The 22,751-nt window shown below is 60.9% G+C and carries 21 protein-coding genes; 11 read left to right on the top strand and 10 right to left on the bottom strand.

Annotated features, from left to right (window positions below; all coding sequences use genetic code 11):
- Positions 1 to 254: 254 nt before the first annotated feature.
- Positions 255 to 959 (top strand): FadR/GntR family transcriptional regulator, encoded by a 705-nt coding sequence (locus tag OHD62_RS05775; protein WP_245437190.1) that lies wholly within the window; start codon positions 255 to 257, stop codon positions 957 to 959.
- A gap of 83 nt (positions 960 to 1,042) precedes the next feature.
- Here OHD62_RS05775 and OHD62_RS05770 read toward each other — a convergent pair whose 3' ends face one another.
- A complete protein-coding gene (locus OHD62_RS05770) occupies positions 1,043 to 2,029 on the bottom strand; it encodes an aldo/keto reductase (protein WP_263781506.1) in 987 nt (328 codons plus the stop codon).
- A 290-nt stretch (positions 2,030 to 2,319) separates the two neighbouring features.
- Here OHD62_RS05770 and OHD62_RS05765 point away from each other — a divergent pair, with 290 nt between their 5' ends.
- Together OHD62_RS05765 and OHD62_RS05760 are read left to right on the top strand one after the other, a co-directional pair.
- Positions 2,320 to 3,477 carry a mandelate racemase/muconate lactonizing enzyme family protein gene (locus OHD62_RS05765; RefSeq protein ID WP_263781505.1) on the top strand — a complete coding sequence of 386 codons (1,158 nt, stop codon included), beginning with the start codon at positions 2,320 to 2,322 and terminating at the stop codon, positions 3,475 to 3,477.
- Between the two features lie 86 nt (positions 3,478 to 3,563).
- A complete protein-coding gene (locus OHD62_RS05760) occupies positions 3,564 to 4,460 on the top strand; it encodes an NAD-dependent epimerase/dehydratase family protein (RefSeq protein ID WP_263781504.1) in 897 nt (298 codons plus the stop codon).
- A gap of 100 nt (positions 4,461 to 4,560) precedes the next feature.
- Here OHD62_RS05760 and OHD62_RS05755 read toward each other — a convergent pair whose 3' ends face one another.
- Together OHD62_RS05755 and OHD62_RS05750 are read right to left on the bottom strand one after the other, a co-directional pair.
- Positions 4,561 to 5,154, bottom strand: a complete 594-nt coding sequence (locus OHD62_RS05755) for a DJ-1/PfpI family protein (protein ID WP_263781503.1) — start codon at positions 5,152 to 5,154, stop codon at positions 4,561 to 4,563.
- 166 nt (positions 5,155 to 5,320) lie between these two features.
- Positions 5,321 to 6,019, bottom strand: coding sequence for a GntR family transcriptional regulator (locus OHD62_RS05750; RefSeq protein ID WP_263781502.1), 699 nt, complete (start codon positions 6,017 to 6,019; stop codon positions 5,321 to 5,323).
- Between the two features lie 159 nt (positions 6,020 to 6,178).
- Between OHD62_RS05750 and OHD62_RS05745 the strand changes: the two genes are divergently transcribed.
- The 3 genes from OHD62_RS05745 to OHD62_RS05735 are packed head-to-tail and all read left to right on the top strand — an operon-like array spanning position 6,179 to position 9,734.
- On the top strand, positions 6,179 to 7,426 hold the full coding sequence (locus tag OHD62_RS05745; RefSeq protein WP_263781500.1) for an iron-containing alcohol dehydrogenase: 1,248 nt from the start codon (positions 6,179 to 6,181) through the stop codon (positions 7,424 to 7,426).
- Complete coding sequence (locus tag OHD62_RS05740; protein ID WP_263781499.1) at positions 7,423 to 8,910, top strand: NAD-dependent succinate-semialdehyde dehydrogenase; 1,488 nt, start codon at positions 7,423 to 7,425, stop codon at positions 8,908 to 8,910. Before OHD62_RS05745 ends, OHD62_RS05740 begins: the two co-directional genes overlap by 4 nt.
- Positions 8,907 to 9,734 carry an alpha/beta hydrolase gene (locus OHD62_RS05735; RefSeq protein WP_263781498.1) on the top strand — a complete coding sequence of 276 codons (828 nt, stop codon included), beginning with the start codon at positions 8,907 to 8,909 and terminating at the stop codon, positions 9,732 to 9,734. The genes OHD62_RS05740 and OHD62_RS05735 overlap by 4 nt, the downstream gene beginning before the upstream one ends.
- A 182-nt stretch (positions 9,735 to 9,916) precedes the next feature.
- Here the strand turns inward: OHD62_RS05735 and OHD62_RS05730 are convergent, their stop codons facing one another.
- From OHD62_RS05730 to OHD62_RS05705, 6 genes are all read right to left on the bottom strand, one after another.
- Positions 9,917 to 10,666, bottom strand: coding sequence for a ribonuclease activity regulator RraA (locus tag OHD62_RS05730; protein ID WP_263781497.1), 750 nt, complete (start codon positions 10,664 to 10,666; stop codon positions 9,917 to 9,919).
- A 22-nt stretch (positions 10,667 to 10,688) separates the two neighbouring features.
- Positions 10,689 to 11,852 (bottom strand): mandelate racemase/muconate lactonizing enzyme family protein, encoded by a 1,164-nt coding sequence (locus tag OHD62_RS05725; RefSeq protein ID WP_263781496.1) that lies wholly within the window; start codon positions 11,850 to 11,852, stop codon positions 10,689 to 10,691.
- Between the two features lie 33 nt (positions 11,853 to 11,885).
- Positions 11,886 to 12,983, bottom strand: coding sequence for an ABC transporter ATP-binding protein (locus OHD62_RS05720; RefSeq protein ID WP_263781495.1), 1,098 nt, complete (start codon positions 12,981 to 12,983; stop codon positions 11,886 to 11,888).
- A 10-nt stretch (positions 12,984 to 12,993) separates the two neighbouring features.
- Positions 12,994 to 13,884: a carbohydrate ABC transporter permease gene (locus OHD62_RS05715; RefSeq protein ID WP_263781494.1), complete on the bottom strand. Its 891-nt coding sequence runs from the start codon at positions 13,882 to 13,884 to the stop codon at positions 12,994 to 12,996.
- Complete coding sequence (locus OHD62_RS05710) at positions 13,881 to 14,840, bottom strand: carbohydrate ABC transporter permease (RefSeq protein ID WP_263781493.1); 960 nt, start codon at positions 14,838 to 14,840, stop codon at positions 13,881 to 13,883. Before OHD62_RS05710 ends, OHD62_RS05715 begins: the two co-directional genes overlap by 4 nt.
- A gap of 77 nt (positions 14,841 to 14,917) precedes the next feature.
- Positions 14,918 to 16,399, bottom strand: coding sequence for an ABC transporter substrate-binding protein (locus tag OHD62_RS05705; protein WP_263781492.1), 1,482 nt, complete (start codon positions 16,397 to 16,399; stop codon positions 14,918 to 14,920).
- Positions 16,400 to 16,610: 211 nt separating this feature from the next.
- Here OHD62_RS05705 and OHD62_RS05700 point away from each other — a divergent pair, with 211 nt between their 5' ends.
- From OHD62_RS05700 to OHD62_RS05680, 5 genes are all read left to right on the top strand, one after another.
- Positions 16,611 to 17,321, top strand: coding sequence for a GntR family transcriptional regulator (locus tag OHD62_RS05700; protein ID WP_263781491.1), 711 nt, complete (start codon positions 16,611 to 16,613; stop codon positions 17,319 to 17,321).
- A gap of 50 nt (positions 17,322 to 17,371) precedes the next feature.
- Complete coding sequence (locus OHD62_RS05695) at positions 17,372 to 18,538, top strand: mandelate racemase/muconate lactonizing enzyme family protein (protein ID WP_263781490.1); 1,167 nt, start codon at positions 17,372 to 17,374, stop codon at positions 18,536 to 18,538.
- A gap of 63 nt (positions 18,539 to 18,601) precedes the next feature.
- On the top strand, positions 18,602 to 19,960 hold the full coding sequence (locus OHD62_RS05690) for a mandelate racemase/muconate lactonizing enzyme family protein (RefSeq protein WP_263781489.1): 1,359 nt from the start codon (positions 18,602 to 18,604) through the stop codon (positions 19,958 to 19,960).
- Between the two features lie 102 nt (positions 19,961 to 20,062).
- Positions 20,063 to 20,389: an NIPSNAP family protein gene (locus tag OHD62_RS05685; protein WP_095486584.1), complete on the top strand. Its 327-nt coding sequence runs from the start codon at positions 20,063 to 20,065 to the stop codon at positions 20,387 to 20,389.
- A 9-nt stretch (positions 20,390 to 20,398) separates the two neighbouring features.
- Complete coding sequence (locus OHD62_RS05680) at positions 20,399 to 21,598, top strand: mandelate racemase/muconate lactonizing enzyme family protein (protein WP_263781488.1); 1,200 nt, start codon at positions 20,399 to 20,401, stop codon at positions 21,596 to 21,598.
- A 128-nt stretch (positions 21,599 to 21,726) separates the two neighbouring features.
- Here OHD62_RS05680 and OHD62_RS05675 read toward each other — a convergent pair whose 3' ends face one another.
- A complete protein-coding gene (locus OHD62_RS05675) occupies positions 21,727 to 22,680 on the bottom strand; it encodes a DMT family transporter (protein ID WP_263781487.1) in 954 nt (317 codons plus the stop codon).
- Positions 22,681 to 22,751: the final 71 nt, after the last annotated feature.

The raw sequence follows: 22,751 nt of genomic DNA, 5'->3' as shown, positions 1-22,751 counted from the left end.
CCGCAGCGAGACTGCCTGGATTACTCCCCGAACGACCCTTGCGAGCCTGCCGGGCGATTAGGCACCTTTGTTCCAACGCGCCTCGCGCGTCTGCGAAGCATATCGATCTCGGACGACCGAAGCCGGGGATGTGACGGTTGGACCCCCGCCATTCGATCCTCCCTTCACGCAGGCCGAGTTATAGGCTAGTGAGCACTATGGGATAAGTTGACTGCATATCTAGCTATCAGCCTATAAGCTTATCGGACAAGTGGATGTTAATGATGGATGCCATGGAGGTCAAGCTTCAAACTTTGCCCAGGCAAGTGGCGGGCGTGCTAGCACGTCGCATCGCCAGCAGCGGTGTCACCGGCGGCCAAGGACCGTCGGAGCAGCAGATCCTTCAGGAGTTCGGGGTTTCGCGCGCGGTGGCGCGGGAAGCGCTGAAGATCCTGGCGTCTCTCGACATGATCGAGATCGCGCAGGGACGGCGCGTGGTGCTGCGTCCGGCCGAAGAATGGGACTATCTCAGCCCATTGCTCATTGACTGGCTGCCACCCGAGCAGATGCGCGAGATATTGGCAGAGGCTCACGCGACGCGGATAATCATCGAGCCTGCCATCGCCGCCATCGCGGCCAAGCACATGACCAAGGAGAATCTTGAGCGTCTTGGCACTCTGCTGGCGGCGATGTCCGCCAGCGAGGACAATGCGGACGCCTATCTGAAGCTCGACCTGGATTTCCACATGGAGATTTGCCGGGCGGCCCAGAACAGGATCCTCGACCGCTTCATGTACTCGTCCCGGTGGTGGCAGATGGCGAGCAGACGCATCAGCAACCAGATGCCTCATGCCTTGCCCTCCGCGACTGAGATGCATAGGGCGATCTACGAGGCGCTCCTGGCGCGCGATGCAAAACGGGCGGAAGAGGCGATGCGCCGGCATCTGAAGATCACCACCGCTGTTGGCCTGCCTCCATAAGAAATCGCCAGCCGATGCTCCCGAGCGGCGCAGCCAGCAATCGGCTGGCCGCGCCGCTGCGCGCCGGGAGGACGCGGCCGATATCAGGCGCTTTTCGCTTGCTGTTCCTGACGCTGGCGCGCGCGGAAACCGAACATGTCGCCCTTGTCCTTGATTTCCGCCCAGACCGGTGCGGTGATCTTGTCTATGGCCGCGATGTCCGCGTCTGAAATCGTCCAGCCAACGCTCTCGACGTTTTCCTCCAGTTCCTTGACTGTGCGCGCGCCGACCAGCGGCGAGCTGACGCCAGGCCTGCTGGTAAGCCACTGGATCGCAAGCTGCGGAACCGTCTTGCCGTAGCGCGCCGCAATCGGCTTGAGGGTGTCGACGGCGTTAACCGCGCGCTCGTAGGTGCCCGGCTGGAACAGAACGGTGGTGCGGCGCTCATCGCCTTCGACGAATTTGGTGTCCGGCGACAGCAGCCCCGTGAGCAAGCCTTGGGCGAGACCGCTATAGGGCATCACGCCGATATTATGCTTGCGGCAATAGGGCAGAGTCTCAGCCTCAACCTCGCGCCACAGCATGTTGTAAGGCGGTTGGAGCACGTCGATGACGCCATGCTGGCGAGCGCTGTCCATGTCGGCGGTGCTGAAATTCGAAACGCCGACCGCCTTGATGCGGCCTGACGACCGCAACCGCTCCATCATCTCCATAGTCGGGCCGATCGGAAAATCCGAGTTCGGCCAGTGGACAAAATAGACGTCGACATAGTCCGTTTGCATCCGCTTCAGCGAACCGTCGAGCGCCGCCTCTATCGCCGCGGGTTCGAGATGGTTTGGCGCAACCTTGGTCGCAATGACCGCCTTGTCGCGGCTGCCGGCCAACGCCTTGCCGACGACTTCCTCGGCGTGGCCATGCCCATAGGCTTCCGCCGTGTCGATCAGCGTGATGCCAAGCTCCAGGGCGCGTCTGATCACCCGGATCGATTCCTCGTCGTCGGCCGCGCCCCAAAAGGCGCCGGACATACCCCAAGTCCCCAGACCGATCTCCGATACCTTGACCGGCGACGATCCTAACTGTCGCTGTTGCATCCTCTTCCTCCTGATTGGCGGCATGTACGGGCTGGCGCCCTGCTGGCATACAATTTATACGCTTATATACTCGTCTAACAAGTAGGCTCTGGCTATTTGTGCCGGTTGAGTGAGAATGCGAATTCCCCAGTTGATTCAATGGTATCTGTAATTTCAAGGCGGCATTCACGCAAAATCACGTTAAGGGGGTTTACGCTTCGTGCTCTTATCTTGTATGCTTATTGGACAAGTTTATTCAAGCGTGAGGCCGTGAATTTGAAGGCGTCGCGGGCCATCAAGGGGAGGGTTCGATGAAGATCGTGGACATCAAGACGGCGGTCGTTGCCTACCACGGCAAGGCGACCCTGATCCGTATCGATACCGACGCCGGCATCTCGGGCTATGGGGAGGCAAATCCCGACGCGGGCGCGGCCGCGATCGTCGGCCTTATTTCGGAATTGAAGTCGGAACTCATCGGACAGGATCCCCGCAACGTCGAATATTGCTGGGACAAGATCCGCCGCGACCATGTGTTTTCCGGTGCGCAGGCTGGCGTCTTTCTGATCGCGCTGACCGGGCTTGAAATGGCGCTGTGGGATGTAGCGGCGAAAGCCGCTGGGCAGCCGCTCTATCGCATGTTCGGCGGCAAGTTTCGCGACCGGATAAGGCTTTACGCCGATTGCGGCGACGGCGATGACGAATCGGGATCGCCGCAGGGGTGCGCGGCGCGTGCCCGCCGTATGGTGGCCGAGGGCTTCACGGCGGTGAAATTCGACATCGACAATCTGCGCCATCCGGCAAAGTTCGATGCAGTGAACCACACCATCAACGGCGCGGAGTTACGCTCCATGGTCGAGCGCGTTGCGACGGTGCGTGACGCGATCGGTCCGGACGTCGATCTCTGCATCGACCTGCACGCGCGCTATGACGTGCTCAGCGCCAGCCGCATAGCGTCGGAGATGGAGCGGTTCAATCTTCTATGGCTGGAAGAGCCTATTCCGGCTGAGAACGTCGAGGCCCTGAAACAGATCCGCATGCGGACCAAGACGCCGATCTGCGTTGGTGAAAACCTTTACCTGCGCTGGGGTTTCCGCGAGTTGTTGCAGAATTATGGCGCCGACGTCATCATGCCCGACGTACCGAAATGCGGCGGCCTCGCGGAAAGCCGCAAGATCGCGAATCTCGCTGAAATTTATTATGTGCCATTCGCACCGCATCTTGTGTCGACACCGCTCGGCACGATGGCAACATGCCATGTCTGCGCGAGCGTTCCGAACTTCCTCGTGCTGGAGTGGCACGCCCTCGAAGAGCGGGACGCGTGGGATGGTTATGTGCGCCTGCCGAATGGCGCCAGATCGATCGTCCAGGATGGCCACGTCGTCGTACCCGACACGCCAGGCATCGGCGTCGAGCTCAACATGGACGGCGTGCACAAACACGCCGTGCCTGGTTTCGGCATCTTTGAATAGCGGATGACCGGATAGCGTGCGCTGGGCGGAAATGCCTTTTGGCGAAGTTTCTGCCGCTCGACGCATAAGGCCGTTGGGAGGAAACCATGGGCAAGCGGATCGTCTTCACTGGTGGCAGCGGCAAGATCGGCCGCCACGTCATACCCTACCTGCTCGAACGCGGGCATCGGGTTTTGAACCTCGACCTGACGCCTCTCGATATGCCCGGTGTGGACACTGTCATCACCAACCTTGCGGATGCCGGCGAGACCTACAATGCGCTGACGCTGCATTTCGGATTCAACGAATATTTCGGCGGAAAGGGCCGCGGCCCGGTCGACGCCGTGGTTCATTTCGCGGCCCTTCCGCGGATATTCCTGCGGCCGGACAACGCCATGTTCGCCGCCAATGTGCAGTCGACCTACAATGTGATCGAGGCCGCCACCAAACTCGGCATCCGCAAGATCGTCACGGCTTCCAGCGAAACGGTCTATGGCGTGTGCTTTGCCGAAGGCGAACGCAACTTCACGTCATTTCCAGTGGAGGAGGACTACGATACCGATCCGACCGACAGCTATGGCCTTTCCAAAGTCCTAGGCGAGAAGATAGCGCGTTCCTTCGCTTCCCGCACGGGAAGCGATATCTACACTCTGAGGATCGGCGGCGTTGTCGAACCGCAGGACTACATCAGGTTTCCGGAGTTCCTGGCGGACGCCTCAAAACGGCGGCGCGACGGCTGGACATATATGGACGCGCGCGATCTCGGTCAGATCGTGCATCTGTGCATCGAGAGGGACGGTTTGGGGTTCCAGATCTTCAACGCCGTCAACGACAACATCGTTGCCGACACGCCAACGGCAGAGTTTCTCAAGAAGCATGCGCCCGGCACGCCAATTACGCGCTCCATGGATGTGTTCGAGGGGCCAATCTCAAATCGAAAACTGCGCGAGGTCCTGGGGTTCAGGCAGGAACATGATTGGCGAACGCGCCCAGCGGATTCATGACAGCGCAACGGTCGCCGATCGGGACTTGATGAATCGCGGAAATCGACGCGCTGTTGAGGGAACCGACGCATCCCCTCAGGGATGCGTCGAGGCAAAAGGTTCAAGCGTGGCGAATTTCCGTTCCCAGCACCTTCAGGCATTCGCGAATGAACGCCGCAAGCGCCGTCCAACCTTTGGCCGAAACCATCGTCCCATCCACATAGGCATCGGTGGGAGATAGATCGATGTAAGTGCCGCCAGCAAGCGTCACCTCCGGCTCGCAAGCCGCCAGCGCAGCCACCTTCTTGCCGCGGACGACGCCGTCGACTGCAATTAGAATCTGGACGCCATGGCAGATCGTGAAGATCGGCTTCTTGGTGTCGTGGAAATGACGCACCATCGCTTGCACGCGCTTGTCGGTGCGGATGTATTCGGGGCCACGGCCACCTGCGCAGTAGACAGCGTCGTATTGGCTCAGCTGCTTCTCAGCGTCGGAAAAGGTTTTGTTGATCAGCGCATTGTGACCGGGCTTTTCGGTGTAGGTCTGATCGCCCTCAAAATCGTGCAGCGATGTTTTAATCATGTCTCCGGCGCTCTTGTCGGGGCACACAACATGAACGGTGTGCCCCACCGCTTCCATTGCCTGCTGGTAGACGAAGATTTCATATTCCTCGGTGAATTCACCGGTCAGCATCAGGATCTTTTTACCTGGCATGGCTCTTCCTCTCGGTTTGTGACGGGGCAAGGCGCACTTCGCGTCTCGCCTTCTAGGGGATCGAAATCGGTGCAGAACGGGGACTCGGGGAGATAATATTCCTTGGCGTTGGCCTGGGTGATTAGCGACGCGTCGAGCTTGTCCCGGACAAGCGACATCGCAATGGCTACTCGAACGCAGGCAGGAGCCGGTCCCGCGAATTCTCGATGTGCACACGCATGGCTTTTTCGGCGGCGCCCGGATCACCCGCGGAAAAGGCGGCGAGAATCGCCTCGTGCTCGTCGAGCGCCTCTTCGGTCACCCGCGAGTGATACATCAGGCGGAAGATGTGGAAGTGGGTATGCTGGTGATTCAGTGTCTCGCGAATGAGCTCGTTCTGGGCAAACTCCACGATCTTGTCGTGGAAGATCGCATCCTGACGGGCGAAGTTCGAATAACGCAGGCGCTCGTCTTTCCCCACCCGCCGGGCCATGACGCCGGCCGCCGCCTGCAGCACGGCAAGGCGCTCGTCGTCCAGTGTTGCGGTGGCTTTGGCCGCGGCAGCGGGTTCAAGCAGAAGGCGCAACTCGTAAAGCTCGTCAAAGCGGCGGCGGGTGATTTGCGGGGCGGCCCGATAGCCGATCAAGTGGGTCTTCACCACCAGGCCCTCGCCCTCCAACCGGCCAAGCGCTTCACGAATGGGAGTATGCGAGACATCGAATTCCTTGACGAGATTGTCGACGGTGATGCGCGATCCCGGAGCAATTCTCAAAGACATCAGTTGTGCGAATATTGCCTCGTAAACGTCGCCGGCGAGGCTGTTGGCGCGCTGAATGCGGCCGGGCGGGCGGGCTTCATTATCAACCGTCAGGTCCGGGTTCTGCATGGTTTGCCTCTTGACAGAAGCACCCACTAGCATGATGCTCCGCGCAATTCAATACTATATCCTATACGATTTTATAAGGATGCACCGGAGCATGAAGGCCTTTCTCTGGAACAAAATTCATTCTCTTAGCTCCCAATTCGTCGTCGAAGGATCCTGTGCATGACGTTGTTCGCTGCCGCGCGCCTGCCGCGCGAGATTCTGTTCGGCAAAGGCCAGCGCCATGTGCTGCCTGCCGTTGCCACCAGGTATGGACGGCGCGCGTTTGTCTGCACCGATGAGCGTTTCGCGACGACAACGGAGTTCGCCGAGATTATTGCTGGCTTGCGCGCCGCCGCGGTGGAGACGCTGGTCTACGACCGAACGCTGCCGGATGTGCCTCGCGACAGCGTCGCCCACTGCATTGCGGAGGCGAAAGATTTCAAGCCGGACATGGTGATCGGGATCGGCGGCGGCAGTTGCTTGGACATGGCGAAATGCGCCGCGCTCTTGCTTAGCCATGGCGGCCGGCTTCAGGACTACTATGGCGAGTTCAAGGTACCAGGCCCTACCCTCCCCGTGATCGCAGTGCCGACAACGGCTGGAACCGGCTCAGAGGTGACCCCCGTCGCCGTGATATCCGATCCGGAGCGAACGCTGAAAGTGGGCATCTCGAGTCCTCATCTCATCGCCGCGGTGGCACTTTGCGACCCGGATCTGACGGCTACGTGTCCACCTTCCCTGACGGCGATCGCCGGTGCCGACGCGCTGACGCATGCAATCGAGGCCTTCACAGCGGCCAAGCGCGGCTCCGATCCTAATTTGCCGCAACAGCATGTCTTCGTCGGCAAGAGCGCCCTCACCGATCACTTCGCGCTTCTGGCCATCAGATTGCTGGGCCGCAGTCTGGAGAAGGCATATCGCGACGGATCGGACGAGAATGCGCGCGCCGACGTCATGATGGGAGCGCTGGCCGCCGGTTGCGCCTTCGGCACGGCCGGGACGGCCGCCGCGCATGCGGTGCAGTATCCGGCCGGCGCTCTCACCCACACTCCGCATGGGCTCGGCGTCGCCACCATGCTGCCCTATGTGATGACATACAATCTTGCGGCAGCAGCCCCCGAGATTGCTGAAGTCGGCACCGCCCTCGGACTGTCCGATCGGAGCAGCAGCGGACCTGATGCGCAGGCGCACGCCACCATAAGAGAGGTGAGCCGGCTGTTTGGTGCCATCGGCATCACGCCGACATTGGCTAAACTTGGCCTTCCTGAGGACAGGATCGACTGGACGGCCGAGCAGGCGCTCGGCATCGACCGGCTGATCAAGAACAATCCCCGCCCATTCGACCTCACCGCGATGCGACGACTGATCAGAGCCGCTTACGACGGCGACATGTCTGCAGCCGCGATGCGACAGGAGCTCGTCCAATGAACATTTCCGCAGATATATTCGACGAGGATGAAGGTGTGTCCGACTACGCCACGTTTTCTCATGGTCTCTACGTTGGTGGTCGTTGGCAGCCCTCGTCGGATGGCCGAGTCATCGAAGTGACCGATCCATCCACCGAGGCGGTGATCGCGGCGGTTCCCGACGCCACACTCGCCGATGCTGCCCTCGCCGTCGACGCGGCTGCGGAGGCAGCGGTCGGTTGGCGCGAAACTCCGCCACGCAGGCGTTCGGAAATCCTGCGGCGCTGCTTCGAACTGATGGGCGAACGAGCGGAGACGTTGGCAGCGCTGATCTCGCTGGAGAACGGCAAGGCGCTGCGCGATGCGCGCGGCGAAGTCGCTTACGCAGCGGAGTTTTTTCGCTGGAACGCCGAGGAGGCGGTCCGCATCAGCGGCGAGTTCGGCCTCGCACCCTCTGGCACAAACCGGATCATCGTTGATTACCAGCCTATTGGCATCTGCGTGCTTATCACGCCATGGAATTTTCCCGCCGCCATGGCGACACGCAAAATCGCGCCGGCGCTCGCAGCAGGCTGCACCGTGATCCTGAAGCCCGCCAGCGAGACGCCACTGACGGCCTATGCACTTGCAGCGCTCTATGAGGAAGCCGGCGTGCCGCCTGGTGTCGTCAATGTCCTGACGACCTCGAAGCCCGGGCCGGTGACGGCCGCCATGCTGGCCGACCCGCGAGTGCGAAAACTGTCATTCACCGGCTCGACCGGCATTGGCCGCATGCTCCTGGCCGAAGCCGCAAAACACGTCGTCTCGTGTTCCATGGAACTTGGCGGCAACGCACCCTTCATCGTCTTCGACGACGCCGACCTGGAGGCAGCGCTCGACGGTGCGATGGTTGCCAAGATGCGCAATGCCGGCGAAGCCTGCACGGCCGCCAACCGGCTTTACGTGCAGGCCGGCATCCATGATGCTTTCACGGATGGATTGCGCAAACGCATGGCTGCCCTCCACGTCGGCCCCGGCACACACCCGGAAACCGAATGCGGCCCGATGATCACCAGGAAGGCGGTGGACAAGATCGATCGGCTCGTCCAGGACGCAGTTGCCCGTGGCGCCAAGGTTCTGTGCGGAGGGGCGATCGCCGAAGGCAAAGGCTACTTTTACCCGCCGACGGTGCTTCGCGACGTGTCCCCTGACGCCATCATGGCCCACGAGGAGATATTTGGTCCGGTGGCTCCGATCATGCGCTTCGAGCGCGAGGCGGAAGTGATCTCGAAGGCCAATGACACCGAATATGGTCTCGCGGCGTACATCTATACTCGCGACCTGGCCAGGGGAATGCGTGTGGCATCGAAGATCGAGTCGGGCATGATCGCTCTGAACCGCGGCCTGATGTCGGATCCCGCGGCGCCTTTTGGCGGGGTCAAGCAGAGCGGACTGGGCCGCGAAGGCGGTCAGAAGCACGGCATTGCCGAGTTCATGGAGGCGAAGTACATCGCCGTGACACTGTGAACGGACCCAGGCCAAAGGATCCGTTTCGCATTCGCGATCATGTCGTCGAATTCGACGACATCGTCGCCGAGATCGTTCGCCGCAGCACTGAAACCAGGGCGAACATACCCATGGTCGCAGACGTAGCCTATGGACCTGATGCAACTGAAACCGTTGACCTGTTCTTCCCGAAAGGCAACAGCCACCGCCTGCCGGTGCATATGTTCATCCACGGTGGCTACTGGAGGATGTTCTCCAAGCGCGACTATTCCTATGTCGCCGAGACCGTTATCAACGCAGGTGCGATAGCGGTCATTGTCGACTACGCCCTCATGCCTGCCGTTAGGATGGCGACGATCGTGCACCAGGTACGCCGCGCCAAGCAGTGGGTGGCCGACCACATCGCGAACTACGGAGGCGATCCCGGCCTGTTGACCGTTAGCGGTCATTCAGCCGGAGCGCATCTGGCAACAATGCTTTTTGACGACGATAGCCGGCCATCTGGCATCAAAGCCGCACTGCTGCTTGGGGGCCTTTATGACTTGAAACCATTGCAGACCTCATTCCTTGCCAGCGAAATTGCGATCACAGACGAAGACGTCCGGCGGTTTTCGCCTATCAACCAAACCTGCGATCCATCAGTGGCTGTTGAAATCTCGGTCGGAGCCGATGAGACGCCACCCTTCCACAGCCAGGCCGCAATCTTCACGGACCACCTGAAAAAACAAGGACTGGATGTTTCACGCACGACCCTTGCGGCGGCCAACCACATGAGCAGCGTCCGCGACCTTGGCTTGGCTGGCACCGATGCTGCGTCATTGTTGGCCCGCCTCGTGGCCGTCTAAGACCTCGGTCGGTCAGGGTCGCGGCAGAACTTGATATCCGCAATGGCGATTGGGTCATCGCATCGAGGCGCGGCAGAGGCGGGCAGCCTGCCTGCGCACCGTCCGCACTGCGCTGAGCGCGTCGGCCAAAGGCTCCTTTGTCGGTTTTCTTGAGCCAGATCCCGCCGCGGGTAATCCATGCGCTAACTTGGGTTCTCCAGGCGGTTTGTTTTGCGCCACTCCTCGTACTCCCCGCGCGCATCGTCATGCAGCGGATAATAGCGTTGCAACGGCGCGCCCTGCATCAGCCTCTCTCGCGAGAACTCCTCCCAATCGTGATGCTTCTGTGACTCTTCGATTACCTTCGGGGCCATTGCGACGGGAAGCACCACCACGCCGTCGTCGTCGGCGACGATGATGTCGCCGGGGATCACCGTGACACCGCCGCAGGCAATCGGAACGTTGACGGCATTGGGATAGATGCTGGTCTGTACATGATAATTTGGCGTCCAGCCGCGCAGCCATAGGGGCAGATCGAGCTTTTCAACATTGGGCCGATCACGCATGCATCCATCGATGACGATGCCCGCACCGCCTCTGCCCTTGAAATACGTCGACATCATATCGCCGAAGACGCCCGAGCTCATGTCACCGCGCGCGTCGACCACGACCACATCGCCCTCCTGGGCGTGATAGAGCACGTGCCGGTGCAGTTGCGTCTCCGGATCGGCATATTCTCCCTCGTTGAAGAGGTCGGGCCGTTGCGGCAGGAACTGCAGCGTCAGCGCCGGCCCGACGATCGACTTCCCGTGGTTCTGCGCCACCGGTCCGACCATGTGCGGATTGCGGAAACCCATGTGGCCAAGCGTGCCGGCAACCGTCGCGGCGCCGATCTCCCTCAGCGCGTCGATCAGGTCTTTTGGCGGCCGCGTAATGTCGGGAGCATGTGTCATCGTGGACTCCGGTTGAAAGGAACTACCAGTTGGTAACGGAACCGTCGCGGCGCTTGAGGTGAGGCGCTTCCCAAAAACGAAAGCTCTCCGCCTGGACCGCCTCTTCGTTGACCTCAACGCCGAGCCCCGGCAGATCGCTGACCGGATAGTCGGGACCGTCGAGCCGTGGTTGCACGGGGAAGAAGTCGGAATTGTCAAAACCCAGCTTTCTTTCGGGCGCCCTGGTCTCGAGCCACGCAAAATTCGGGACCGCGGCGGCGAGATGCATGGTCGCGGCCGTGCACACTGGACCAAGGGGATTGTGCGGCATCAGGTCGACATAGTGCGCCTCGCTCCAGCCGGCGACTTTCATCGCCTCGGTGAACCCGCCGACATTGCAAATATCCAGCCGGTTGAACTGATGGATGCCGCGCTCGATGTAGGGCAGGAATTGCCACTTGCTGGCGAATTCCTCGCCGATGGCAAAAGGAATGTCGGTCATCCTACGCAGGGATTCGTAGGCCTCCGGTGTCTCGTCGCGTATCGGCTCCTCGAGGAAATCAAGCACGCCACGGCCGAGCTTGTTGCAGAAGCTCGCCGCCTCGGCCACCGACAGCCGATGGTGATAGTCGATGCCAAGGACGACGTCGTCGCCCAGCGCCGCGCGCGCCTTGTTTAGCATAGTTGCGGTGGCGCCGATCGACTCGCGCGGCTCGAAGATGTCCCTGCTGTTTTGCCCGACGGGAAAGAAGCGAATCGCCTGCCACCCCTGTGTACGCAGTTCGCGGGCTCGTTCGATGGCAACACCGCCCTCGGCTTCGTCTCCGGTCGAGGCGAAGGTGGGGATGCGGTCGCGCTGCTTGCCGCCCAGCAACTCGTATACCGGCACCCCCAGCGCCTTGCCCTTGATGTCGTGCAGCGCGATGTCGATGGCGGAAATCGCTGCCTGCAGAACGCGCCCGCCTTCGAAATACTGGCTGCGATAAACCTCCTGCCAGATGCGGCCAATCTGCATCGGGTCGCGGCCGATGAGAAACTCGCGATAGTGCTCGACCGCACCGGCCACGGCCCTCTCGCGACCACTCAAGCCGCTCTCGCCCCAGCCAAAGATGCCCTGGTCGGTCTCGACCTTGACGAGCATCTGGTTGCGCGTTCCTACCCACACTGGATAGGGCTTGATCGCGATGATCTTAAGCTTCGTAGTCATCCACGCCCACGTTCCACGCGCATCCGCCCTGTCTCAGTTGGCCTTGAGGGCCATTTCAGTTTCGCCGTCGAACAGATGCATCCGCTCCTGGTCGAACTCGAGCCAGATCTGCTCGTCAGGCGCGACGGCAATGTTCGGTGGCACGCTGACGTTGACGATGGCGCCGGAGAGGAACGCCTGCACGAAAGTGACGTCTCCGGTCGGTTCCACCGTATAGGCCTTGGCCGGAATGGCGCCAGGGACCGCGCTCTTGTGCAGCTTGATCGTCGAGTGTCGTGCACCGAGCACGACCTTCTTGGTCGTCGCTCTCTGGACCTTGCGGGCATTGGGTTGCGACAGCTGGAGGGTCCAGCCTTCCGCGCTCGTCAGAACGGTGTCGCCGTTTGCCGTCGATGCCTCCAGCGGAATAAGGCTCATCGCCGGGCTGCCGACGAAGCTCGCGACGAACATATTGGCGGGATGTGCGAAAACTTGCGCCGGCGAATCGTATTGCTGCAGATAGCCGCCGTTCATTACAGCCATCCTGTCTGCCATGGTCACGGCCTCGAGCTGGTCGTGCGTCACATAGATAATCGTCGCCTTCAGGTCCTGATGGAACCGCTTGATTTCGGACCGCATCTGCACGCGCAGCTTTGCGTCGAGATTGGAAAGCGGTTCGTCCATCAGAAACACCGCCGGATCTCGAACGAGGGCGCGGCCCAGGGCCACGCGCTGCTGTTGACCGCCTGAAAGTTCGCGCGGCTTGCGCTCGAGCAACTGCGTCATGTCGAGCACTCGCGCCGCTTCCCTGACCTTCTTGTCGATCTCCTGCTTGGGCAGCTTGCGCATCTGCAGCGGGAAGGCGAGGTTCATATAGACCGACTTTTGCGGATACAGCGCGTAGTTCTGGAACACCATTGCGATGTCCCGGTCCTTTGGGTCGAGGTCGTTGACGACCCGGTCGCCGATGAATATGTCGCCCGATGTAATCGGGATCAGCCCCGCGACGAGATTGAGCGTGGTTGTCTTGCCGCAACCTGAGGGACCGACGAGCGCAACGAACTCGCCGTCATTGACCTTCAGCGAAACGTCGTTGACAGCTTTGAAGCTGCCATAGGTCTTGACGAGATCTTTGAGGACCACGTGGGCCATCGGCAACTCCCTAGTGCTTGACCGCGCCTTCTGTAAGGGCGCGTACGAAGTATCGTTGCAGGACGAGGAACAGCACCACGACAGGCACGCTCATCATGAAGCTGGCCGCCATCAGACCTGGAAAGTCGGTCGTGTTTTCCGAGAAGAAGCGCTGGATGCCGACCGGCAGTGTCAGCTGGTCGTTCTTGGAGAGGAAGGTGTAGGCGTAGATGTACTCGTTCCACGCGCCGATGAAGGAATAGATCGCGGTGGCGATGATTCCGGGCGCCGAGAGCGGCATGACGATCAGGATAAAGGCCTGGAACCGCGTTGCCCCATCGATCCGCGCCGCCTGCTCGAGTTGTATCGGGATGTTGTCGTAAAAGCCCTTGAGCAGCCAGATCGCCAGCGGCAGGCCGAAGGTGAGATAGGTGAGAACCAGCGAGCCATGCGTGTTCACCAGCCCGATCGCCCGCATCAGGATGAACAGCGGCACGAGAAAGATCACCGCGGGGAACATGTTGCGCAGCAGCACAGCGAAGAACAGGAAGTTCCGGCCCGGGAAGGTGAAGCGCGAAAACGCGTAGGCCGCGGGGACTGCCACGATCACCGAAAGGATGGTCGTGGCGGTCGAGACGAAAAGGCTGTTCCAGAAAAAGCGGAGGAAGTCCTGGCCGACGCTGTTCTGCGGATCGAGCAGTTTCTGGTAGCTGGCAAGGGTAGGCTCGTCGGGCCACCATTGCGGCGGGAATTGCATTGCCGCGAAGCCGGACTTGATCGAGGTGAGCAGCATCCAGATCATCGGCAACGCGGTGTAAAGCAGCATGAACACAAGGAAGATTCGCCCGCCCCACCGCCATCCGTCGACGCGCATACGGCGACGGGCCTGGCTTCGAGGGGCTGGCTCGGCAATCGTGCTCATGCGCTCCCGTCCTTCCGCTCGTTGCCGCTCAGCGCACGGACGTAGAAGTAGCCGAGCGACATCAGGATGAGGAACAGAAGCACCGAATAGGCCGATGCCACCCCCCAGCGCTGGCGGCCAAAGGCGAGCTCATAAATGTGGGTGATCCAGATATGGGATGCGTTGGACGGCCCGCCGCCGGTCATGATCCAGGGGATGATGAAGGAATTGAAGTTGGCCACCGCCAGCAGCAGGATCGTCACCGTGGAGACGTTTCTCAAGTGCGGGAAGGTGACGTGCCAGAAGCGCTGCCATGCATTGGCTCCGTCGACTTTCGCGGCGCGCAGCAACTGGTCCGGGACTGTCTGCAGGCCGGCCATCATCATGATCATGGCGAACGGAAACTCGCGCCAGATATTGACGACGATCAGCGAGGGCAGCACCGTGCTGACGCTGTCGATGAAATTCGGTGGCCGGTCGGCCAATCCAAGTTGGACCAGCACCGCGCCGATGATGCCAAAGTCCGAATGGTAGATCCACTTCCAGATATAGGAAGCGGCGACTGCACTGATGACCCAGGGAATGATCAGGATGGCGCGCAGGACGCCACGGCCGATAAAGTCGCGATGGAGCGCCAGCGCGGTGGCAAACCCCAGGACAAAGGAGATGAAAGTCGATCCCAGCGTCCAGATAAGGGTGTTCCAGGTGACCTTCCAGAACACCTCACTGGTGAGGATCGCCGTGTAGTTGTCAATGCCGATGAAGTTCTTGTCGCGGAGCTGCAGGCCAGGCGGCGTGTTAAAGAACGACAGCTCAACTGTGTAGTAGATCGGATAGGCGATGACGATGAGCATCACGGCAATCGCAGGAAGCACGTACGCATAGTCAGCGCGATGCTCCCATATCTTGCGCAGCATACCGGACCTACCAGTTTGCAAACTTCGGCGAGCCTCGGCCTTCCCGGTCACGATCGTCACTTTGGCGTGCCCTTGTTCTTCGGAACGAACCGGCTGCACTTTCGGCGCAGCCGGTGAGATCGCGGGTCAGGTTTCGGTTAGAGTCCGCCGCCCATCAGCTCTTTGACCTTCTTGGCCGCGTCGTCGGCTGCCTGGTCGACGGTCATCGCTCCGGTCAGGGCATTCTGCAGCATGTCCGGGACGATGATGTTCATGATCTCGGGGGACTGCGGCAGCGCTGGGAACGGAATGCCGTATGGCAGCATCGAGGTGGTGACGTCGAGGAACTTGATGCTGTCCAGACGTTCCTTCATCCATTTGGTCTTGAAGCCGTTAAGGTTGCCCGGGTTCGAGCCGGCATAGGCCATCTTCAGAGACCATTCGGGGCTGGTCCACATGCAGATAATGGCCTTCGCAGCCGGTTCGTCCACCTTGCCGCCCTCGACATATTCGGGCTTCAGGATGTGGATGTTCGAACCGCCGAACACGACGGCGCGCTTGCCGTCGGGGCCGGTCGGAATCAGGCCGTAGCGCATATTGTCGATGACGGTCTGCGCCTTGTCCTTGTCGGTGCCCGTCGCCTTTTTCTGCAGGTCGAGCATGACGTTGTAGTCGGACGGGTGCGAGATCATCATGCCGAGCTGGCCGGCGAGGAACAGCGGCTGGTTGTCGGCCTGCTGGTTGGTGAGTGCCGAAACCGGAACCGACTTGTCGCGGACGTACATGTCGTAAGAGGCTTGCAGCGCGGCCTTGCTCTGCGGGCTGGCGAGCTCGATCTGCTTATAGGTCGGGTTCGCGGCGGCTTCGTCGAAGACGCCGCCGCCATAGGCCCACAGCTGAGGCATGAAGCGGTACGGCGTATTGCCGGCATTCTTGCGAGCCACGAGGCCGTAACCGGCAATGCCGAGCTTGTCATGGATTTGCTTGGAATACTTGACGACGTCGTCCCAGGTTGCCGGAGCCTTGTCGGGATCGAGGCCTGCACGCTTGAAGATGTCGGCGTTCCAGATGAACGCCATCGTCTCGTTGTTGGTCGGAATGCCGTAGGTCGTCCCGTCCCAGGTCACCGCCTTCATGGCGCCGGGCCAGAAGTCCTCGGTCGAATACCCCACGTCCTCGGGCTTGAGCGGCTCCAGATAGCCCTTTGAGGCGAACTCGGTGCCACCCAGGATTTGCAGGCGGACCGCCATCGGCGCGGCATTGCCAAGGAGCGCCGTGCGGAACTTGTCAAGAAGGTCGTTATAGGTGAGGGCTTGTTCCTCGAGCTGGATGTTCGGATAGGTCTTGCGGAAGGTCTCGAAGAAATCCTTGTAGTACTGGCGCAGGAGGTCGGGGTCGCCCTCGAACACGCCCTGATACCAGAAAGTCAGTCGCCCCTTGTAGTCGAGCGGGGTGACCTTGCCGCAATCGGCCGCCGTATCAAAATCCTGTGTGCCTGCAATGGAGCGCACATATTCCGGCGACCACTTGCTCAAGTCGACCGGCGCCGCACCGAGCGCCGATGCCGACATCAAAGATGCCATTAAAGCAGCGGAGACAGTGCCGCGCAGGACGGCACCGCCGAGTGTAATCCTCGTCATAGGTATCCTCCAGGTTTCTCTCCCATGCCGCTCTGCATCGAGGCGAGCGGTCTTTTGCTCGTCGGCTGCGAGACAGCTATTAAATGTATCCCTTCGAGCGCTTTGTACGTTTTCAGATCGTAGATTGTCTGTCAACGCGATAAATCGTACATTGTTTATGGAAACCGTGCGTGATATTGACAAAATTGTGTATCGATTGGGGGAGCCGGCCTTGGCCGAGACAAGTGATTTTAAAGCAGAGCCACCCGAAGGGATTGACCCTCTCGGGGCCTCCAGCGAGGGCGCCTCGCTTTATGAACTGATCAGGGAAGACATCATCGAAGGGCGGCTCGTCGCCAACGAACGGCTTGTGGTAACCGATCTCGCCCGGCGTCATGGCACCTCGACCAACCCCGTGCGCGAGGCTCTGCAGCTGTTGCGCGGCGAGGGCTTTGTCACCTTCGTTCCAAACCGCGGGGCGCGCGTCCGACCCATAGATCAGGACTTTGTCCGGGATATCTACGAGATCGGAGTCCTGATCGAGCCGGCCCTTACGCGATGGTTCGTGAATATGGCCACCGTCGAGGACATCGCCGAACTCGAACGTCTCCAGGGCCTGATTGAAGAGAACAACTTTGCCGACACATTCAGGCACAGTGAGCTGGATACCGCTTTCCACACCGTGATGTACCAGCGGCACTATAACCGCCATGCCGCCGAGCTTTGGTGGAAGCATCGTGAAGTGCTGCGAGCCGTGAGCCGGCGTTTCAATTTCACGCTCGCGCGGCGTGCCGCGATCATTCGCGAGCACCGCGAACTCATCGCGCACGTAAAAGCGGGAAATGCCGACGAGGCGGCCGAACTCATTGCGCGCCATGTCGAGGGTTCCGGCCGGCATGTCCTCGAACACATGCGCGCGCGCAACGCCGCTCGGGCTGGATAGAATCCAATCTGGAACATCGTTAGCCTGACCATCAGATAGAGGTAGTTGAGATGAAAATCACGAGCGTTCGGCCGTGGCTGATCAAATCCGATGCTTCTTATTGGGGAGAGTACCTGTTTGTCGAAGTGACGACCGATGAGGGGGTGAGTGGCTGGGGAGAGATCACAACCACTACCAGGCTCGCCAACCGCGCCCTCTGCACGATCCTTCGGCAGATCGGTGTCGCCGTGACCGGCGAGGATCCAGCGCGGATCGAGCATCTGTGGCACAAGATTTTCCGCAGCTTCACCTACATGGGCAGCCGCGGCGCCGCCGTCGAATGCGTGAGCGCCATCGATATCGCCCTCTGGGACATCCGGGGCAAAGTCCTTGGTAAGCCGATTTACGAGCTGCTGGGCGGACCGGTGCGCGATGAAATCGCGCTCTATACCCATCCCAACCAGGCCAAATTTACCAGTAAGGAGGCTGTGGTCCGCGAAATTCGCGACATCGTCGAGTCCGGACACACTGCGCTCAAGTTTGATCCTTTCCCCCACCAGGGCCACACCGCCGATGGCCTGTCCCGCGAACAGCGGGACGGCTACCTCGATGGCAGCATGACCCGCAAGGACGAGCGCAAGGCGGCCGAACTCACGGCGCTGATCCGCGAAACAGCGGGCCCCGACGTCGACATTCTCATCGATGCGCATGGCCGCTTCGACGTTCCCACCGCCATTCGCCTCTGTCGGAGCCTCGAGGAAGCCGGCCAGATTGACTGGTTTGAGGAGCCTTGCCCGCCCGAGAGCCTCAATGCCCTCAAGCAGGTGCGCGAGAAGGTCAGTGCCGCTATCTCGTGGGGCGAGCGCGGCCACACGAAGTGGGATTTCGTGCCGGTGCTCGAGAACAAGCTCGCTGACTACATCATGCCTGACGTCACCTGGACCGGCGGCATTACCGAACTCAAGAAGATTTCCGCCCTATGCGAAGCCTACTACATCCCGGTCTCGCCGCATGACGCCGCGGGGCCGATCAACGTGGTTGCGGGAGCGCAGGTGATGATGACCGTTCCCAACTTCTACAAGCTCGAAACGTCGGAGTGGAACCTGGGCAAATACGATCACCTCATCGACAGACCGCTCGACGTTTCGAACGGCAGCCTCAAGCTGACGTCGAAACCTGGTCTCGGTGTTGAGATGAACCGCGACTACCTGCAGGCCCACGAGATTGAGCTGGGCTAGCAACGCTTTATGCCGGCCCAGCGTGCGGGCGACAGGCCGCGCCGACTAGAACGAGGATAAGTCATGCCAAAGACGGGTGGAGCCGACGAGGCGCTCAATCGGGTGAACACGAACTCCAAGCCGTCCGACCTTCGCATCATCGACATGCGGGTCGCCGAAATCGTCGGCGCGCCATTCACCTCAGCGCTGCTCAAGATTTACACCAATCAGGGCATCGTGGGGCTTGGCGAGGTGCGCGACGGCGCCAGCGCCACCTATGCATTGATGCTGAAAAGCCGGCTGCTTGGCGAGAACCCTTGCGACATCGATCGCCTGTTTCGCCGCATCAAGCAATTCGGCGGGCACGGCCGGCAAGGCGGCGGCGTCTCGGCGGTCGAAATCGCGCTGTGGGATCTCGCCGGCAAGGCCTATGGCGTCCCCATCTACCAGATGCTCGGCGGCAAGTTTCGCGATCACGTGCGCGTCTATTGCGATACCGATGCCGAGAAACCGAGCGGCACCGAAACCGGAAAGCGTCTCAAGGAGCGCATGAACCGCGGTTTCACCTTCCTCAAGATGGACCTGGGCTTGATGCAGATCGCCCATGTCCCGGGCGCCGTGGCCGCGCCCGCCGGCGCGCTCGAAGGGTTTCACGCCAATCCACGCGGCCGTGGCGGCGCGCTCGAGGAGCGCAAGGCACGCAATCTCGCCTACGATGCGCAGAACGTGCAGCACCCGTTCACGGGCCTGCATTTCACCGAAAAGGGGATCGACCTGCTCGAGCAGTATATCCACGAGGTTCGCGAGGTGATCGGATACGAGATCCCGCTCGCCATCGACCATGTCGGCCACATCTCGCTGCAGGACGGCATACGCCTGTCGCGTCGTATCGAGAAATACGTTCCGGCCTGGCTCGAGGATGTGATCCCGTGGCAGTACACCGAACAGTATCGACGGCTGCAGGAGTCGACCACGGTGCCGATCTGCACCGGTGAGGACATCTATCTCAAAGAGGGCTTCGAGCCTCTGCTCAAGAGCGGCGGCCTCTCCGTTATCCACCCGGACCTGCTCACCAGCGGCGGCATCCTCGAGACCAAGAAGATCGGCGACATGGCGCAGGACCATGGGGTCGCCATGGCGATCCACATGGCCGAAAGTCCGATCGCGGCAATGGCTGCCGCACATGTCGCGACCGCAACCGAAAACTTCATGGCGCTCGAATACCACTCCGCCGATGTCGACTGGTGGGACGATATCGTCACCGGCCTTCCCAGACCGCTTGTGAAGGACGGCTTCATCACCGTTCCGGACAAGTCGGGTCTGGGGATCGACGATGTCGTCGACGAGGTGATCGCGCAGCATCTGCAGCCGGGTGTCACGGGGATATGGCAATCCACCGAGCATTGGGACAATGAATATAGCTGGGACCGGACCTGGAGTTAGCCCAGACCCCCTTCCCTCATTCCCCTAGGCTCACAGGGCCAACGACCGACCATTCGTGTCGACCTCTCCCAAGGGAGAGGCGAAGAAAGAACGGACGAAACCATGATCTACGAACTGCGTATCTATGACTGCCTGCCGGGCAGGCTGCCGGCTTTGCTCAAGCGCTTTTCCGACCAAACGCTGGCCATCTGGGAGAGGCATGGCATCCGCCAAGCCGGGTTTTTCACCACGGCGATCGGCGAAAACAGCAATCGCCTCACCTATTTCCTCGCCTGGGAATCGCTGGCCGAGCGTGAGGCGAAATGGGCGGCTTTCGTCACCGATCCGGCATGGCACAGGGCCCGGGACGAGTCTGAGCGCGACGGGCAGATCATTGCCAATATCAGCAGCCAGCTGCTCACGCCGACAGCTTTCTCGTCTGTGAAATAGGACTGCGCCATGAAGATCACCGACCTGCGCTGTGCCGTTATCGGCAAACACCCCATCGTCCGCATCGTTACCGACGAGGGCCTCTATGGTTTGGGCGAGGTCGAGTTCACCAAGACCTATCTCAAGCCCTTTGTGCTGCATTTCCGCGAGGCGCTGCTCGGCGAGGACCCGACGGACGTCGAGCGCGTGATGCTGAATATCCGCCAACGCGGCTCCTTCAAGCCCTATGGCGCGGCGGTTAGCGCTATCGAGCATGCGCTGTGGGACATTGCCGGCAAGGCCGCAGGCGTGCCGGCCTACAAACTGCTCGGCGGCAAGGTGCGCGACAAGGTGCGCGTCTATAACGGCTCGATCCGCCAGAAACGGACGGGCGACCGGCCGGAGGACTACGCCGCCGACGTCAAATGGATGATGGAGCAGCCGCAGAACTTCTTCATGATCAAGCAAGGAATCTCGTTCCACTCCAACATGAAGGACACCGTCGACGGCTTCCATTACGGCGTGACGCAGAAGAAGGCAGGCTATCACGGCGCCATGGATCAGGGCATGATCAGCGAGCGCGGTTTCAACCACATGCTCGACTGCGTGACCGCGATGAAGGAAGTGCTGGGCGACAAGGTCAGCCTAGCGCTCGACTGCGGCCCAGGTTGGATGCTGCCCGATGCTATCAAGTTCGCTCGCGCGGTCGAGAAGTACAATTTGATGTGGCTGGAGGACATGCTGACCGGCGACTATGTGCCGTGGGTCAATCCGCAGGCGTATCGGGAATTGACCACCTCCACGTCGACGCCAATCCATACCGGCGAGCAGATCTACCTGCGGCACAATTTCAAGGAGCTGATCGAGACGCAGGCGGTGCGCGTCATCGGCCCCGATCCGGCTGACGTCGGCGGCATTGCCGAGCTCAAATGGGTCGCCGAGCACGCCTATATGCATTCGATCCTGATGGCGCCACACGGCACCGCGAACGGTCTCCTAGGCCTCGGCGCGCTGATCAATGTGTGCGCCACCTTGCCCGCCAATTACGTGGCGTTCGAATATCCCAGCGCCTCCGATCCCTGGTGGGAGGACCTCGTAATTGGCCTGCCGTCGCAGATCGTGAAGGACAGCATGGTGGACCTGCTGGAAGCGCCGGGGCTGGGCCTCGATATCGATGCTGAAGCAGCCGGGAAACATCTCAGGGAAGAGGATGCGGGCTTCTTCGACTGAACCATCCTTCTTTGGCTACCCCGCCGCACGCGAACCGCTTCACGCAAATTGGCATCCGGAATGATCGCTTCGGGCCGAGAGCAGGCCGGCAGCTTCGGGCCGCGAGTGCACCGCGGCCCGGTGAAGGCTTATTCCTGGCGCTGTTCGCTTCGGTCGGCGTTGCTCCCGGTTACAGCTGCGGCGTGTGCTGATCGTCGGATCACAAGGCCACGCCACCCAACTGCTCCTGATGCGACTCCTATTCCGACCAGGACTGCCATGAGCCCGATGATCAGGTTCGCGCTAACCGGTTCGCCCAGGAAGACGACGCCGAAGATTGATGCTGTCACTGGATTAACGGCGACAGAGACGGCGACCAGTGTCGGCGCTGCGCGTCCAAGCGCGAACGCCCAGAGGAAGAAGATGAAAGCCCCGCAAACTATGGCCAGATAGCCGCTCGCAATCCACTGGAGTGCGCTGAGCACAACAAGTTGCGCGAAGCCCCCATTCCAAGCCGCGAGGATCGAAAGGCAGACTGCACCGATGCCCATGCCAAACGCCGCGAACGAGATCGGCGCGGAGCGGGACAGAAATGGTCGGGACCAGACATTGTAGAGCGCCATGCAGAATGCCGCCGCGATCATGAGGAGGTCTCCGCGCCATGCGCCTTGGGGAGCAGACGTCAGGCTCATGCCGAGAGCGGTCACCACTCCCGCCATTGCGATCAAGACGCCGGCGATCTTGCGCATCGTCGGCGGCTCAACCCTTAGAACAGCCCCTGCAATCATGGTGAGCAAAGGCAGTGTCGATAGCGCCAAGGCTCCGCGCGCCGCTGTCGTATAGATAAGAGCGCCATTGAAGAGCACGGGAAACAGGCCGAAGAACAGCAGACCCATGGCGGCGGCGCCGGGCCAGTCGCTTTTCGTCGGCCACCTGTCTCGTCGCCAAAGCGCCACGGCGACCAAGACCAGAAAGCCACCGCCGAATCGAACGGCTCCGATGGTGAGCGGATCGAGCGTGCCTGTGAGATATCGTGTTGCGCCGACCGCGGTGCCGCCAAGGGCACTGGAGAGAACCGCCGCCAGCACTCCCAGAATTTCCATTGCTGCCTGACCTCGTGGGCTCGAAGCCAGGGATAGCGGGCCGGCGCGCTAAAAGGAATCGAATAAGCTCA

Source organism: Mesorhizobium sp. YC-39 (assembly GCF_025753795.1).
Taxonomy (GTDB): domain Bacteria; phylum Pseudomonadota; class Alphaproteobacteria; order Rhizobiales; family Rhizobiaceae; genus Mesorhizobium.
The sequence above is the reverse complement of the archived record's forward strand: the minus strand, read 5'-3'. Positions and strand labels throughout refer to the sequence as shown.

Bases quoted from the DNA above. Each gene is read 5' to 3' on its own strand.
- OHD62_RS05775 (WP_245437190.1), top strand. From the start codon at position 255: ATGTTAATGATGGATGCCATGGAGGTCAAGCTTCAAACTTTGCCCAGG.
- OHD62_RS05770 (WP_263781506.1), bottom strand. From the start codon at position 2,029: ATGCAACAGCGACAGTTAGGATCGTCGCCGGTCAAGGTATCGGAGATC.
- OHD62_RS05765 (WP_263781505.1), top strand. From the start codon at position 2,320: ATGAAGATCGTGGACATCAAGACGGCGGTCGTTGCCTACCACGGCAAG.
- OHD62_RS05760 (WP_263781504.1), top strand. From the start codon at position 3,564: ATGGGCAAGCGGATCGTCTTCACTGGTGGCAGCGGCAAGATCGGCCGC.
- OHD62_RS05755 (WP_263781503.1), bottom strand. From the start codon at position 5,154: ATGCCAGGTAAAAAGATCCTGATGCTGACCGGTGAATTCACCGAGGAA.
- OHD62_RS05750 (WP_263781502.1), bottom strand. From the start codon at position 6,019: ATGCAGAACCCGGACCTGACGGTTGATAATGAAGCCCGCCCGCCCGGC.
- OHD62_RS05745 (WP_263781500.1), top strand. From the start codon at position 6,179: ATGACGTTGTTCGCTGCCGCGCGCCTGCCGCGCGAGATTCTGTTCGGC.
- OHD62_RS05740 (WP_263781499.1), top strand. From the start codon at position 7,423: ATGAACATTTCCGCAGATATATTCGACGAGGATGAAGGTGTGTCCGAC.
- OHD62_RS05730 (WP_263781497.1), bottom strand. From the start codon at position 10,666: ATGACACATGCTCCCGACATTACGCGGCCGCCAAAAGACCTGATCGAC.
- OHD62_RS05725 (WP_263781496.1), bottom strand. From the start codon at position 11,852: ATGACTACGAAGCTTAAGATCATCGCGATCAAGCCCTATCCAGTGTGG.
- OHD62_RS05720 (WP_263781495.1), bottom strand. From the start codon at position 12,983: ATGGCCCACGTGGTCCTCAAAGATCTCGTCAAGACCTATGGCAGCTTC.
- OHD62_RS05715 (WP_263781494.1), bottom strand. From the start codon at position 13,884: ATGAGCACGATTGCCGAGCCAGCCCCTCGAAGCCAGGCCCGTCGCCGT.
- OHD62_RS05705 (WP_263781492.1), bottom strand. From the start codon at position 16,399: ATGACGAGGATTACACTCGGCGGTGCCGTCCTGCGCGGCACTGTCTCC.
- OHD62_RS05695 (WP_263781490.1), top strand. From the start codon at position 17,372: ATGAAAATCACGAGCGTTCGGCCGTGGCTGATCAAATCCGATGCTTCT.
- OHD62_RS05690 (WP_263781489.1), top strand. From the start codon at position 18,602: ATGCCAAAGACGGGTGGAGCCGACGAGGCGCTCAATCGGGTGAACACG.
- OHD62_RS05685 (WP_095486584.1), top strand. From the start codon at position 20,063: ATGATCTACGAACTGCGTATCTATGACTGCCTGCCGGGCAGGCTGCCG.
- OHD62_RS05680 (WP_263781488.1), top strand. From the start codon at position 20,399: ATGAAGATCACCGACCTGCGCTGTGCCGTTATCGGCAAACACCCCATC.
- OHD62_RS05675 (WP_263781487.1), bottom strand. From the start codon at position 22,680: ATGGAAATTCTGGGAGTGCTGGCGGCGGTTCTCTCCAGTGCCCTTGGC.